Here is a 14980-nt window from a genome sequence, read left to right on the forward strand (position 1 = left end):
CGGCATACGAGATTTCTGCCTGTCTCGTGGGCTCGGAGATGTGTATAAGAGAGCGGTGCTGGGCTCTGGTCATGACCTTGCGCATGGGGGACCCCGTTCGACGGGCCCGGAGCGGCCGGGGCTGTACCGGGCGGTAACTTCGTGGTTGGGGATCTTGTACGGGGGCATGCGGTGCGGTGGCAAGGAGGCTGAGGGCGGGCCGGAAGGGCGGGGGAATTCACTTATCAGGGTGATTCAGGGGGTCCCGGCCCCGTGATCACACGGGCGTGCCGGGTGAATTCCCGGACGTGGGTGGACGCGGCCGGGGGTGTGGGCGGGGACCCGATGGGGGACGCCCGCACGTATCCTGAAAGCCCTTCCGGAGCCCCGATCACACGAAAGCGGCCTACCATGCGCGTCTACGTCCCCCTGACCCTTCCCGGGCTTGCCGAGGCGTACCGGACGGGCGCGCTGGGCGACGGGCCGTTCCGCGCGTACGCCGTGACGCCCGCGCTGCGCGAGTGGTACCTCTCCGACGACATCGAAGAGCTGGAGTACGCCGCGCTCAGCCGCGCCGCGCTGGCCTCCCTGCGGCTGCTGGCGGCGGACGCCGGTGCGCCGCGCCGCCGGGTCGTGGTCGCCGTGGACGTGTCCGACGACGCCGCCTCGACCGACCCCGACCGGGGCCTCGACCCGGCCGCCCTCGGCGAGGTGCGGGTCGCCGGCGCCGTACGGCTGGCCAAGGCGGCGGCGGTGCACGTGGACGCGGCGGACGCGGAGGCGGACGTGGCGGCCGCCGCCGACGCGCTGCCCGCGGCGGACGCCGGGGACGACGACGCGCAGTACACGGTGGACGGCGCGGAGGACCACGAACTGCTCTGGTACGCCACCCAGGAGATCCCCAACCTGGTGGGCTGACCTGCGGGTCTCCTCATTGTCAGTGAGGGCGGGTACGTTTTCGGGCATGGGGATGCACACGGACGCGCACATCGTCTGGGACTGGAACGGCACGCTGTTCCACGACGTCGACGCGGTCATCGGAGCGACGAACGCGGCCTTCGCCGAGCTGGGCCTGGAGCCGCTCACGCTGGAGCGGTACCGGGAGCTGTACTGCGTGCCGGTGCCCAAGTTCTACGAGCGGCTGATGGGGCGGCTGCCCAGCGCGGCCGAGTGGGAGCTGATGGACTCCACCTTCCACCGCCACTACACGGAGCACCACGTGCGGTGCGGGCTCGCCGAGGGCGTGGAGGAGCTGCTGACGGAGTGGGCGTCGGCCGGCCGCAGCCAGTCGATCCTCAGCCTGTACGGGCACGAGGACCTGATCCCGCTGGTGCGGGGCTTCGGGATCGAGGCGCACTTCATACGGGTCGACGGGCGGACCGGACCGTCCGGGGGCGGCAAGGCGGAGCACATGGTGCGTCACCTGGCCGCGCTGACCGGGGTCGACCCGGTGCGCACGGTGGTGATCGGTGACGCGGCGGACGACGCGGTGGCGGCCCTGCACGCGGGGGCGCGTGCGGTGCTGTACACCGGGGGGTCGCATGGGCGGGCCAGTCTGGAGGCGGTGGGGGTGCCGGTGGTGGACACCCTGCGGGAGGCCGTCGCGGAGGCGGAGCGGCTGGCGGCCGCGGCCTGACGCTGACGTGGGCTCGGGCCGCTGTAGCGGGTGCCGGGGTGGGGCTGGGCCGGGGGGTGTTGCGCAGCCCGGCGCTTACGGGGTGCCTCCCCCACTCTCGGCTTCGCTCGAGCGGGGGGACCCCCATCGCCCACCCGTGCCGCCCTGGGGGTACCTCCCAGGCCCTTAAGGCACTGGGGGAGGCACGACTGCCCGCAGCTAGGAGCGGTGCGGCTGCCCGCAGCCCCAGCGGCACGACTGCCCGCAGCTGCGGCGGTGCACTGTGCAGAACGTCAAAGTTCGCGACCTGGTTTTGTACACATACGGCTCATGACGGGGGGCCTGTAGGGGGCGATAGCCTTGGTGGCGTGATCAGCGCGATAGCTCGCGGGGACCTCGGTGTCCCTGCTGTGCGCCCGGAGAGCACGGACGACATCCGTGACCGGGCGACGGCCGCTGGTCTTCGCGGGCGGCACGGGGCCAAGAGGGCACCCGGGGCGCGGCGCACCTCCCGGGGAAAGGCGTCGCAGAGAGCGACGTCACACCCGTCGGGCGCATCGAATTCGGCCGAGAAGCCCCCGCTCCTCCCACCTCACGGCATAGCGTCGGCACAGACCGGACACCCCGTGTCGTACCACCGCACCACGAGGTCGGAGACCGTACTTCCTTCTACGTCACGCAACGGCGCGCGACAGGAGCCAGAGGACCATGCAGACCAAGCTGGACGAAGCCAAGGCCGAGCTGCTCGAAAGGGCGGCCCGGGTAGCTGAGAACAGCCCGGCCGGGGGGAAACTGCCGACTGGGACGACGGACAAGGGCATGCCCGACCGGGACACCGTGCTCGAGTTCCTCCAGCGCTACTACCTGCACACCGCCCCGGAGGACCTGACCGACCGCGACCCGGTCGACCTCTTCGGCGCCGCCTACTCGCACTACCGGCTCGCCGAGAGCCGCCCCCAGGGCACCGCCAACGTCCGTGTCCACACCCCGACCGTCGAGGAGAACGGCTGGACCTGCAGCCACTCCGTCGTCGAGGTGGTCACCGACGACATGCCCTTCCTGGTCGACTCCGTCACCAACGAGCTGACCCGCCAGGGCCGCGGCATCCACGTCGTCATCCACCCCCAGGTCGTGGTCCGCCGGGACGTCACCGGCAAGCTGATCGAGGTGCTCACCGCCCCCGTCGGCGGCGACCTCCCCCAGGACACCCGCGACCTGCCGCACGACGCGCACGTCGAGTCCTGGATCCACGTGGAGATCGACCGCGAGACCGACCGCGGCGACCTCAAGCAGATCACCGCCGACCTGCTGCGGGTCCTCTCCGACGTCCGCGAGGCCGTCGAGGACTGGGGCAAGATGCGTCAGGCCGCGACCGCGCTGGCCGAGGCGCTGCCCGGCGAGCCCGTTCCCGCCGACCTGCCCGCACCGCAGGTCGAGGAGGCCCGCGAGCTGCTGCGCTGGCTCGCCGACGACCACTTCACCTTCCTCGGCTACCGCGAGTACCAGCTGCGCGAGGACGACTCGCTGGCCGCCGTCCCCGGCACCGGCCTCGGCATACTGCGTTCCGACCCGCACCACGTCACCGACGAGAGCCACCCGGTCAGCCCCTCCTTCGAGCGGCTGCCCGCCGACGCCCGCGCCAAGGCCCGCGAGCACAAGCTGCTGGTGCTGACCAAGGCGAACAGCCGGGCCACCGTGCACCGGCCGTCGTACCTGGACTACATCGGCGTCAAGAAGTTCGACGCGGACGGCAACGTCGTCGGTGAGCGCCGCTTCCTCGGACTGTTCTCGTCCGCCGCCTACACCGAGTCCGTGCGCCGGGTGCCGGTGATCCGCCGCAAGGTCGAGGAGGTCCTGGAGCGCGCCGGCTTCTCGCCGCACAGCCACGACGGGCGCGACCTGCTCCAGATCCTGGAGACCTACCCGCGCGACGAGCTGTTCCAGACCCCGGCCGGCGAGCTCCAGTCCATCGTGACCTCGGTGCTCTACCTCCAGGAGCGCCGCCGGCTCCGGCTCTACCTGCGCCAGGACGAGTACGGGCGCTACTACTCCGCCCTCGTCTACCTGCCGCGCGACCGCTACACCACCGGCGTCCGGCTGCGGATCATCGACATCCTCAAGGAGGAGCTCGGCGGCATCAGCGTCGACTTCACCGCCTGGAACACCGAGTCGGTCCTCTCCCGGCTGCACTTCGTGGTCCGCGTCCCGCAGGGCACCGAACTGCCCGAGCTGTCCGACGCCGACAAGGAGCGCATCGAGGCCCGCCTCGTCGCGGCCGCCCGCTCCTGGGCCGACGGCTTCGCCGAGGCGCTGAACGCCGAGTTCGGCGAGGAGCGCGCCGCCGAGCTGCTGCGCCGCTACTCCGGCGCCTTCGCCGAGGGCTACAAGGCCGACCACACCCCGCGCAGCGCCGTCGCCGACCTGGTCCGCATCGAGGAGCTCGGCGAGGAGCGCGACTTCGCGCTCAGCCTGTACGAACCGGTGGGCGCGGGCGCCCAGGAGCGCCGCTTCAAGATCTACCGCAAGGGGGAGGCCGTCTCCCTGTCCGAGGTGCTGCCGGTGCTCCAGCGGCTCGGCGTCGAGGTCGTCGACGAGCGGCCGTACGAGCTGCGCTGCGCCGACCGCAGCGTGGCCTGGATCTACGACTTCGGCCTGCGGATGCCCCAGGGAGCCGGCGCCGACCAGCTCGGTGACGACGCCCGTGAGCGGTTCCAGGACACCTTCGCGGCGACCTGGACCGGCAAGGCGGAGAACGACGGCTTCAACGCCCTCGTGCTCAGCGCCGGACTGACCTGGCGGCAGGCCGTGGTGCTGCGGGCGTACGCCAAGTACCTGCGCCAGGCGGGCTCCACCTTCAGCCAGGACTACATGGAGGACACCCTCCGTCACAACGTCCACACCACCCGGCTGCTCGTCTCCCTCTTCGAGGCGCGGATGTCCCCGGACCGGCAGCGCGCCGGGTACGAGCTGGTGGACGCGCTCCTCGAAGAGGTCGACGCCGCCCTCGACCAGGTCGCCTCGCTCGACGAGGACCGCATCCTGCGCTCCTTCCTCACCGTCATCAAGGCGACGCTGCGCACCAACTTCTTCCAGGAGACCAGCGGCGGCGTGCCGCACGACTACGTCTCCATGAAGTTCGACCCGACGGCCATCCCCGACCTCCCGGCGCCGCGCCCGGCGTTCGAGATCTGGGTGTACTCGCCGCGCGTCGAGGGCGTGCACCTGCGCTTCGGCAAGGTCGCACGCGGCGGTCTGCGCTGGTCGGACCGCCGGGAGGACTTCCGTACGGAGATCCTCGGCCTGGTCAAGGCGCAGATGGTGAAGAACACCGTCATCGTGCCGGTCGGCGCCAAGGGCGGCTTCGTCGCCAAGCAGCTCCCCGACCCGGCCGTGGACCGCGACGCCTGGCTGGCCGAGGGCATCGCCAGCTACCGGACGTTCATCTCGGCACTGCTCGACATCACCGACAACATGGTGGCCGGCGAGGTCGTGCACCCGGCGGACGTCGTCCGGCACGACGAGGACGACACGTACCTGGTCGTCGCCGCCGACAAGGGCACCGCGACCTTCTCGGACATCGCCAACGAGGTCGCCGAGTCGTACAACTTCTGGCTCGGTGACGCCTTCGCCTCCGGCGGCAGCGCGGGCTACGACCACAAGGGCATGGGCATCACCGCCCGCGGCGCCTGGGAGTCCGTGAAGCGGCACTTCCGGGAGCTGGGCGTGGACACCCAGACCCAGGACTTCACGGTCGTCGGCATCGGCGACATGTCCGGTGACGTGTTCGGCAACGGCATGCTGCTCAGCGAGCACATCCGCCTGGTCGCCGCCTTCGACCACCGGCACATCATCATCGACCCGAACCCCGACGCGGCCGTCTCCTACGCCGAGCGCCGCCGGCTGTTCGAGCTGCCGCGCAGCTCCTGGGAGGACTACGACACCGGGCTGCTGTCGGCCGGCGGCGGGATCTTCCCGCGCAGCGCCAAGTCCATCCCGGTCAACTCGCAGATCCGCGAGGCCCTCGGCATCGAGCCCGGCGTCACCAAGATGACCCCGGCCGACCTGATGAAGGCGATCCTCAAGGCGCCGGTGGACCTGCTGTGGAACGGCGGCATCGGCACGTACGTCAAGGCCTCCACCGAGTCCAACGCCGACGTCGGCGACAAGGGCAACGACGCCATCCGCGTCGACGGCAAGGACCTGCGGGTCTCCGTCGTCGGCGAGGGCGGCAACCTGGGCTGCACCCAGCTCGGCCGCATCGAGTTCGCGTCGCACGGCGGCCGGATCAACACCGACGCGATCGACAACAGCGCCGGTGTGGACACCTCCGACCACGAGGTGAACATCAAGATCCTGCTCAACGGTCTCGTCAAGGACGGCGACATGACCGTGAAGCAGCGCAACAAGCTGCTCGCCGGGATGACCGACGAGGTCGGCCGGCTGGTGCTGCGCAACAATTACGCGCAGAACACCGCCATCGCCAACGCGCTGGCGCAGTCGAAGGACATGGTCCACGCCCAGCAGCGGTTCCTGAAGCACCTGGTGCGCGAGGGCCGGCTGGACCGGGCCCTGGAGTTCCTGCCCACCGACCGCCAGATCCGCGAGCGGCTCGCCTCCGGGCGGGGTCTGACCGGTCCGGAGACGGCCGTGCTGCTGGCGTACACGAAGATCACGGTCGCCGAGGAGCTGCTGGCCACCTCGCTGCCCGACGACCCGTATCTGAAGGTGCTGCTGCACGCGTACTTCCCGACGGAGCTGCGCGAGCAGTTCCCCGACCGGATCGACACCCACCCGCTGCGCCGTGAGATCACCACGACGGTGCTGGTCAACGACACGGTCAACACGGGCGGTACGACGTATCTGCACCGGCTGCGCGAGGAGACCGGCGCGTCGCTGGAGGAGATCGTCCGGGCGCAGACCGCGGCCCGCGCGATCTTCCGCGCCTCGGTGGTGTGGGACGGGGTCGAGGCGCTCGACAACACGGTCGACGCGGACGTCCAGACCCGCATCCGGCTGCACTCGCGCCGCCTGGTGGAGCGCGGTACGCGGTGGCTGCTCAACAACCGGCCGCAGCCGCTGGAGCTCGCGGAGACGGTGGAGTTCTTCGCCGAGCGCGTCGAGCAGGTCTGGTCCCAGCTGCCGAAGCTGCTGCGCGGCGCGGACCTGGACTGGTACCAGAAGATCTACGACGAGCTGAGCGGCGCCGGTGTCCCCGACGAGCTGGCCACCCGGGTCGCCGGGTTCTCCTCCGCCTTCCCGACGCTCGACATCGTGTCGGTGGCCGACCGGACGGGCAAGGAGCCGCTGGACGTCGCCGAGGTGTACTACGACCTCGGTGACCGGCTGCGCATCACCCAGCTGATGGACCGCATCATCGAGCTGCCGCGCGCCGACCGCTGGCAGTCCATGGCCCGCGCGGCGATCCGCGAGGACCTGTACGCGGCGCACGCGGCGGTGACCGCGGACGTGCTGGCGGAGGGCAACGGCTCCTCGACGCCGCAGCAGCGCTTCACCCAGTGGGAGCGGAAGAACGCGGCGCTGCTGGGCCGGGCCCGTACCACGCTGGAGGAGATCCACGGCTCCGACGCGTTCGACCTCGCCAACCTGTCGGTGGCGATGCGGACGATGCGGACGCTGCTGCGGTCGCACTCGTAGACGCGGACGTGTGAGGGCGCCCCGGGCCGTGTCGGGCCCGGGGCGCCCTCGTGTTGTGGTGCCTTGGGTGGGCATCGGCGGGGATCCGGTGCGGGGGCGCCGTTCCGGGCAAGGGTTTATGTGTGACTGTCCGATTTTTGCCGTCCGCTCCACCGGGGGAAGCCGGTGCGCGCCGTGCCGCGGTCCGGCCGGCGGTGGTCGGCCGGACCGCGGCCCTGGCCGTCGCCGGACTCGTTCTCGTCCTGATGGTCCTGGTGATCGTGCGGCTCCCGTGGGCCGGCGACCTGGGCGTGCACGCGGCGACCGTGCAGCGGCTGCGGCACAGCCCGCTCGACCCCGGCGACCCGCTGGTCGACGCGGACACGCCGAGCCCGTACTACTCGCCGTGGACGCTGCTGCTGGGTGCCGTCGCCCGGTGGCCGGGTCTTTCGGTATTCGTGGTGCTGCGGCTGGCCGCCGTCGCCGGACTGGCGCTGCTGGTGACGGGCGTACGGCGGTACGTGCGGACGCTGAGCGCGCACCGGGCCGCGCCCGCGCTCGCCCTGCTGAGCCTGCTGCTGCTGTGGGGCACGACGCCGATGCTGTGGAGCGGCTTCCCGGGGCTGCACTCGCTCGCGCTGACGGTGTCGTATCCGAGTACCTTCGCGCTCGGGCTCGCCTTCCACTTCTGGGCGTGGCTGGCGGGAGCGCTGCGCCGGGGGGCCGGGTGGCCGGTGTGGACCGGACTGGGGGCGCTGTGGGGGGTGATCCTGCTCTGCCACCAGTTCTCGGGGGTCGTGGCCACGGTGGGTGCCGCCGCCACGGTGCTCGCGGCGGGGCGGGCCCGGCGCGTGGTGTGGCCGTGGCTCGGTACCGGGGTGGCGGCGGGGGCGGTGGTGCTGTGGGCGTGGCCGTACTACGACTTCTTCGCGCTGTTCGGCGCGGCGGGGGGCGGGCTGGACGCGGTGCACCGGGGGTTGTACGGGCATCCGGTCGCGCGGTACGGGCTGGTGCTGCTCGGGGTGGCCGCGCTGGTGCCGCGGTGGCGGCGGGACCGGTGGGATCCGCTGGTTCTCTTCGCCGGGCTGGCGGTGGCGGTCGTGGGGGCGGGATGGGTGAGCGGCCACTACGCGTGGGGGCGTGCGCTGCCGGCCGTGGTGATCCCGGCGCAGCTCGCGGTGGCGCTGGAGGCGGTGGGGGCGGGGCGGCGGGGGCTGCGTGCCGGGTGGACGGTCCTGCTGGCCGGAGGGCTGCTGGTCGGGGGGTGGGGGCAGGCGGGGGTGCTGGGGTACGTGGTGCCGCGCGGTGCCCTGCCGGCGGTGGTGGAGGGCCGGTACCGGCCGCCGTGGACGGGGTATCACTGGATCACCCCGTGGGTGCGGTACGGGGACGTGGTCATGGCGGAGGGGCGGGCGGCCCGTCAGGTACCGGCGTACGGCGCCTATACGGTCGCTCCTGGGTATCCCGGCTTCTTCCTGGCGGACGAGGAGCGCCGGGGGGCGGCTACACGGGTGTACTTCGGGGAGCGGACGCCGGCGTCCGTGCGGCGGGGGATCGAGCGGGAGTACGGGGTGCGGTGGGTGGTCGACGGGGGTGGTGTGCTGGGCTCCGCCGGGTTGCGGGAGGTGGCGCGGGGGCCGGAGGGGCAGGTGCTGTATGCGGTGCCCTGAGCTGTGACGGGGGGTGGGGGGCCGGTTTGTTTTTTCGCCCCCGCCGCCCCTTCCCGTCCCGTCCCCGGGGGCTGCGCCCCTGGACCCCCCTTCGGCCTGAACGGCCTCGTCCTCAAACGCCGGACGGGCTGGGAGATCAGGCGCCGGACGGGCTGAGAATGCTCGCCATCAGGCGGGCCGCCCGGCGTACCCGGGGGACGGCCATGCGGCGGGCCGCCGGGTGCAGCACGGTCGCCGTGAGGCCGGTCGGCTGCCAGCGGAGCTGGAGGCGGCCCGGGGGGTGGCCCTCGGGTTCGATGGTGAGCCGGTGGCGTGGGACGCGGGCGGTCAGGGACGGGAAGGCCAGGGGGGCCAGGAGCAGGCCCCGGTTGCCGTGACCCCGGCAGGTCAGGCGGACCATCGGGTGACGCACCCCGGTGAAGCCGCTCAGCGGGAGGCGCGCGGTCGCCGGGTCGAGACGGACGCGGCCCTCGAAGACACCGGGGCGGACCGGGGAGAGCCGGAAGGGGACGGTCAGGCGGCGCCGGCCGGGGGAGACGATCAGGCTCGCGCGCTGGGGGCCGACCGGGAGGCGCAGAGCCGGGTCGTAGGTGCGGACGGTCAGGTCGACGGAAGCCCCGGGCCCCCGGGTAATCTCCGTGATCTCGTGGCGGAACCGGGCGACGGAGAACGGGCGGGTGCCGAGCTCCAGCTCGGTCAGGTCCAGTTCGCGGCGGGCGCCCGCCGACCCGGGGACCCGCCCGCCCCAGTACGTACGGCCGTCCGGGCCCGTGGTCAGCTCCCTCGGGGCGACACCGTCCCCCAGTTCCCGGGCCGCCCACCGGGCCTCGGCCAGCCGCCGGTCGCGGACGAGCTGGAGCACCACCCGCTCGGCGCGGGGCAGCCGGGCGTACGCGCCCGGCGACAGGGTCTCCAGGTACGGGTTCACCAGGTCCGCGAAGGCCGCCAGCCACTCCTCGTCCCGGTAGGGCAGGTCGCCCGCGTACATCCGGAAGTCGTGCTTCAGGAACTTGTGGTCCTTGTCCTCGCGCAGCCCCTCGTGCCCGCTCTCGGCCAGGAAGGCGTCGATCAGCCGCTGGACGTGGATCCGGTCGCGGACGTTGCCGATCAGATGCCGCTGGTTGGAGATGGACGCGGCGCCGGAGCCGGCGTACGGGGCGACGTACCAGAGGTACACCGGCTCGGGGATGATCGTGAACCGCTTCGCCAGGCAGTACGCCTGGGCCGAGAAGAGCTGGTCCTCGTAGTGGATGCCCTCGGGGAAGCGCAGGCCGTGCCGGTCGAGGAAGGCGCGGGCGTACATCTTGCCGGTGGACAGGTGCTCGAAGAACAGCCGCGGATCGGCCTCGATGCCGTCCAGGGTGCGGCGTTCGCGCACGAGGTGCGGCATCCAGGTGGAGCGGCGGCCGGTGTCCACCCGGATCCGCCGCACCGCGCCCATCGCGAAGTCGAGGTCGCGCTCGCGGTGCGCGGCGAGCAGCGAGGCGACCGACTCCGGCGGGAGCTCGTCGTCGCTGTCGAGGAACATCAGGTACGGCGCCCGCGCGATCTCCAGGGCGCGGTTGCGCGGCGCGCTGCACCCGCCGCTGTTCTCCGGCAGCCGCAGGTACCGGATACGGCCGTCGCGGGCCGCCAGCGCCCGCGCCACCCGGGGGGTGTCGTCCGTGGAGTGGTCGTCGCTGATGACGATCTCGATGTTCCGGTGGGTCTGGCGGCGCACGGACTCCACCGCGCGGGGGAGCCGTCCGGCGTCGTTGTGCACGATCACCGTGACGGTCACGTCGGGGAGCCGGGGAGTGTTCATGACGCCTCCTCGGGGGTCGGCGCCGGGGTGCGTTCGCCGAGCGGCAGCACCGGCGGCAGCGACGCCTCGTCCTGGCCGAGGAAGACCCGGCGCACGACGCGTTCGGCGGCGCGGCCGTCGTCGTACTCGCAGAACCGGCGCCGGAAGACGGCCCGCGCCTTCGCCGCGCCGTCGTCGCGCCAGGCGTCGGTGGTGAGGATCCCGGTCAGCTCGTCCTGGGTGCGGGCCACCGGGCCGGGTGCCTCGGCCATCAGGTCGAAGTAGACGCCGCGCGTGGTGCGGTACGTCTCCCAGTCGTCGGCGTGGACGACGATCGGGCGGTCGAGGTTGGCGTAGTCGAACATGATCGACGAGTAGTCCGTGACCAGGACGTCGGCGGCCAGGCACAGCTCCTCCACCGGGTCGTAGGACGAGACGTCCACGACGCGGCCGGAGCGGCGCGGGCCGGCCGGCGGGGAGGCGGGGGAGGCGGCACCGTCGTAGAAGTAGTGGCCGCGCACCAGCAGCACGGTGTCCTCGCCGAGCCGTTCGGCGAGGGCGGCGAGGTCCAGGCGCGGGGTCCAGCCGGCCTCGTAGTCGCGGTGCGTGGGCGCGTACAGGACGGCCCGGCGGCCGGGCGCGATGCCGAGGCGTTCGCGGACCGCGCGGATGTCGTCGGCGCCGGCCGTGTAGTAGACGTCGTTGCGCGGATAGCCGTGATCGAGCGAGACGAACCGCGACGGGTACGCCCTCTCCCACATGCGGGTGGTGTGGCTGTTGGCGGAGATGCTGAAGTCCCATTTGTCGACGCGTTCCAGCAGCGCGTCGAAGTCCAGGCCCTGGGCGGCGGCCGGGAACGGCATCTGGTCCACGCCCATGCGCTTGAGCGGGGTGCCGTGGTGGGTCTGGAGGTGGACCGTGCCGGGGCGTTTGACCACGGCGTTCGGGAAGTTGACGTTGTTGACGAGGTACTTCGCGGTGGCGAGCGTCTCCCAGTAGCGGCGGGTGCCGGGGACGACGTGGTCGGTGCCGGGCGGGAGCAGGGCGGCGTTCTCGGCGGTCACCACCCACACCGGGTGGATGTGCGGGGCGAGTTCGGCGAGCTTCGCGGCGATCGCGGCCGGGTTGCAGGCGACCCCGCGGTTCCAGTAGGCGGCGAACACCGCCAGGCGGGGGTCGACGGGGCGGCGCAGGGCCCTGCGGTACTGCTGCTCGCGGACCTGTGCGCCGAGCCGGCGCCGGCCGGTGCGCACGGTGGACCGCACGGCGCGGCGGGCCCGGTTGGCGGTCTGGAAGGCGCGGTATCTGCCGTAGGCGTCCTCTTCGAGCAGGGAGCGGCGGATGCCCTCGGGGCCGGCGGGGCGCCGGTGGCCCTCGGGGCGGCGGCGCAGGGCGGCGGCCGAGGCCCGGTGGAAGAACTCCCGGGCCACGTCCTCGGGCATGTCGCCGCGGGTGAAGGCGCGCAGGCAGTCACGGACCATGATCTCGTAGAGCACGGTGTAGACGGCGGGGCGTTCGCGGGCGAGGTCGAGGAGGCTCTCGTAGCGGTCGACGAGCGCGTAGTGCTGTGCGGGGGTGAGCGGCGGGAGGGCGGCGGGGCGCAGCCGGCGGTCCTCGTGGGCGATGTGCGGCAGGGCGGCGATGCGGCCGGCGAGCAGCAGGGCGGCGAGGGCCGCGTGCGGTTCGTCGTCGGTGGTGAGCTGCTCCTCGTGCGCCCGCCAGAAACCGGCGCGCAGGACGCGGGTGCCGAGCAGCGGGGTCAGGCGCAGCAGGTAGGCGCTGTCGTCGAGGGCGAGGTCGGTGCGGCCCGCGCGGGCGAGCAGGGGGCCGTCCGCCGAGGGGAGCCCGGAACGGCGCCAGGTGCCGCGCAGGTGGTCCAGGAGCAGGACGTCCACGGCGGCGGGGAGCCCGGCGACCCGTTCGGCGACGGTACGGGTGCTGCCGGGCGGCAGGCCGTCCTTGGCGCGGACGAAGTGCAGCCAGCGGCCGGCGGCCCGCGCCGCCCCCGCCGCCCTGGCCGTCGCGTCGGACGTGCCGTCGGGCAGGGGCAGCACCCGGACGTGCGGGGCGTGCCGCCGGGCGGTCTCGTGGGCCCAGTCGCCGACGGCGGCGACGACGACCTCGGTGTCCGGGAGGGGCCGGTCGGTGAGGGAGTCGAGCAGGCCGGTCAGGTGGTCCTGGGTGTTCGGCCCGTGGACGATGACGCTGAGCTCGGGCATCGCGGGACTCCTTCGGCTGCTCGTCGCTCCGGACGGTCCTCTTCGGTCATATTGGCATCAATACGATGAAGTGGCCGCGCGGGCGTGAGCCTCAGGAGGACACCGGTACCGCCTTCGGCTTGGGCTGCGGCTTGCGGGCCGTGGCCTTGCCCGAGGTGAACGCCTCGTACTCCTTGAGCACGTCCTCCGTCGGTCCGTCCATCAGCAGCTCGCCCCGCTCCAGCCAGAGCACGCGGTCGCAGGTGTCGCGGATCGACTTGTTGTTGTGGCTGACCAGGAACACCGTCCCCGCCCGCTTGCGCAGCTCCCGGATGCGGGCCTCGGAGCGCTTCTGGAAGGAGCGGTCGCCGGTGGCCAGCGCCTCGTCGACGAGGAGGACGTCGTGGTCCTTGGAGGAGGGTCGACTTGCCCGAGCCGTTGGTGCCGATGAGCCCGATCGCCTCGCCCCGGTACGCCACGAAGGAGACCCCGCGCACGGCGTGCACCGTGCGCACACCGGACGCCTTCTCGGCCTGCTTGCGGCGCAGCATGCGGTTGAGGGCGGCGGTGGCGGAGCCGCGTCCGGCGCCGGTGCCGTTGACCCGGTAGACGATGTCGACGCGGTCGGCGACGACCGTGGGGATCCTGGTGTCGCTGCTGTCAGCCACGGCCGTATTTCTCCTCTGCCTTCCAGAAGTACACGAAGCCGATCACACCGGCCAGCAGCGCCCAGCCCACCGCGAACGCCCACACGTGCCCGCACCAGCCCCAGGTTCCCGGAGATGGCCCGGACCCCGGCAAGCACCGAGCTCTGGGTGAAGGTGAACACGAACACGCCCGTCACCAGGAACGGCACGTACACGTCGTGCGGGATGCCCCGGCGGGCGCCCAGCAGCAGGCCGAAGATGAAGAAGTACACGGCCGCGTTCAGCAGCGGGGTCGCCACCTGCCAGAGCTGGCCGAGCTTGGCCTGGCTGTACTGGGCGGTCTCGGCGGGGGGTACCGGGGCGCCCGGTGCGGGGGGAGGTGTGTGGAGGACCTGACTCACATCCGGCGCTTTCGCTAGAGAGAGGGGGTGGCGACGGGCCGGTCGTACGTCGGAACGGCACCGTACCGTCGCAACGGGAGCGTAAGTCGAAAGAACGTCGGAACGCAACCGTTTCGTCGTGACGGTATCGGCCTATGCTGTCCGCATGACGACGAACGCCGACGAGCCCCAGCCGCGTCCGCGCCGCAGGGCGCCCGCCGGGGCCGCCGTACTGCGCGAGGACGTGACGGAGGCCATCCGGGCGGCCGTCTTCGAGGAACTGGCCGCGGCCGGCTACGCGCGGATGTCGATCGAGGGGATCGCGCGCCGCGCGGGCGTCGGCAAGACCGCGGTGTACCGCCGCTGGCGCTCCAAACTGCACCTCGTCCTCGACCTGGTCTCCGCGATCGCCGTCCAGGGCCTGCCCGCGCCGGACACCGGCTCCCTGGAGGGCGACCTGCGCCTGCTGTACGAGGTCACCTCCCGCGCCCTGCGCCACCCCGTCGCCTCGCAGATCCTCCCCGACCTCCAGGCCGAGGCCGCCCGCAACCCCGAGATCGCCGAGGCCCTGCAGAAGGCGCTGCGCGAGGGCCAGGACTCCGTCGCCCGGGGGATCGTCGCGGCGGCACAGGAGCGCGGCGACCTCCGTCCCGGCGCCGACCACGCCCTGGCCCTCGACCTGATCTCGGGCCCCCTGTACTGGCGCTCGGTGGTCATCCGCGGCCCGAAGCCGCCGAAGGGCTACCTGGAGGCGCTGACCCGGGCGACGGCGGAGGCGCTGAAGGCGCTGTGAAGAGGCGCTTCGCGCCCTGAGCTCCCCTCTGCCCGCCGCCGTACGGCGTTGTCAGCGCCCGTTGTGAAGGTGGCCGGCCACGGTCACGCGGAGGTCGCCGGAGGTCAGTTGAGCAGGGTGGTGTCGGCGACCTGCTGGAGGTCGTCGCGGTCGACGCCGCTCGCGGCCTGGACGGCGATCCCGTAGGAGAGGGAGACGACATACCGGGCGAGCCGGTCCCGGCCACTGCCGTGTGACGCGGCGATGACTTTTCCCGGCCCGAGGAGTCTCACCCTTGTTGT

Annotated in this window: 8 protein-coding genes and 2 pseudogenes; 5 read left to right on the plus strand and 5 right to left on the minus strand. The window is 72.6% G+C overall.

The window, feature by feature from the left end:
- Window positions 1-390: 390 nt before the first annotated feature.
- From IH50_RS0128605 to IH50_RS0128620, 4 genes are all read left to right on the plus strand, one after another.
- On the plus strand, window positions 391-897 hold the full coding sequence (locus tag IH50_RS0128605) for a DUF6912 family protein (RefSeq protein ID WP_030868439.1): 507 nt from the start codon (window positions 391-393) through the stop codon (window positions 895-897).
- Window positions 898-943: 46 nt separating this feature from the next.
- Window positions 944-1615, plus strand: a complete 672-nt coding sequence (locus tag IH50_RS0128610; protein ID WP_030868442.1) for an HAD family hydrolase — start codon at window positions 944-946, stop codon at window positions 1613-1615.
- Between the two features lie 687 nt (window positions 1616-2302).
- On the plus strand, window positions 2303-7249 hold the full coding sequence (locus IH50_RS0128615) for an NAD-glutamate dehydrogenase (RefSeq protein WP_030868444.1): 4947 nt from the start codon (window positions 2303-2305) through the stop codon (window positions 7247-7249).
- 122 nt (window positions 7250-7371) lie between these two features.
- Entirely contained in the window at window positions 7372-8898 is a 1527-nt protein-coding gene (locus IH50_RS0128620) for a hypothetical protein (RefSeq protein WP_030868446.1), read from the plus strand.
- Between the two features lie 136 nt (window positions 8899-9034).
- On the opposite strand, the gene IH50_RS0128625 is transcribed toward IH50_RS0128620, so the two are convergent.
- The 4 genes and pseudogenes from IH50_RS0128625 to IH50_RS42770 form a co-directional block, all read right to left on the minus strand.
- Window positions 9035-10702, minus strand: coding sequence for a glycosyltransferase family 2 protein (locus IH50_RS0128625; RefSeq protein WP_030868448.1), 1668 nt, complete (start codon window positions 10700-10702; stop codon window positions 9035-9037).
- Entirely contained in the window at window positions 10699-12900 is a 2202-nt protein-coding gene (locus IH50_RS0128630; protein WP_030868450.1) for a CDP-glycerol glycerophosphotransferase family protein, read from the minus strand. Before IH50_RS0128630 ends, IH50_RS0128625 begins: the two co-directional genes overlap by 4 nt.
- 91 nt (window positions 12901-12991) lie before the next feature.
- A pseudogene (locus IH50_RS38055) lies at window positions 12992-13547 on the minus strand (ATP-binding cassette domain-containing protein).
- Window positions 13548-13570: 23 nt separating this feature from the next.
- Window positions 13571-13927, minus strand: a pseudogene (locus IH50_RS42770) (ABC transporter permease); the annotation flags it as partial.
- 145 nt (window positions 13928-14072) lie between these two features.
- Here IH50_RS42770 and IH50_RS0128650 point away from each other — a divergent pair.
- Window positions 14073-14699 (plus strand): TetR/AcrR family transcriptional regulator, encoded by a 627-nt coding sequence (locus IH50_RS0128650; protein WP_030868456.1) that lies wholly within the window; start codon window positions 14073-14075, stop codon window positions 14697-14699.
- Between the two features lie 104 nt (window positions 14700-14803).
- On the opposite strand, the gene IH50_RS43350 is transcribed toward IH50_RS0128650, so the two are convergent.
- Window positions 14804-14971, minus strand: coding sequence for a hypothetical protein (locus tag IH50_RS43350; protein ID WP_199822154.1), 168 nt, complete (start codon window positions 14969-14971; stop codon window positions 14804-14806).
- Window positions 14972-14980: the final 9 nt, after the last annotated feature.

The sequence above is a fragment of the Streptomyces sp. NRRL S-37 genome, from assembly GCF_000721605.1.
Lineage (GTDB): Bacteria > Actinomycetota > Actinomycetes > Streptomycetales > Streptomycetaceae > Streptomyces.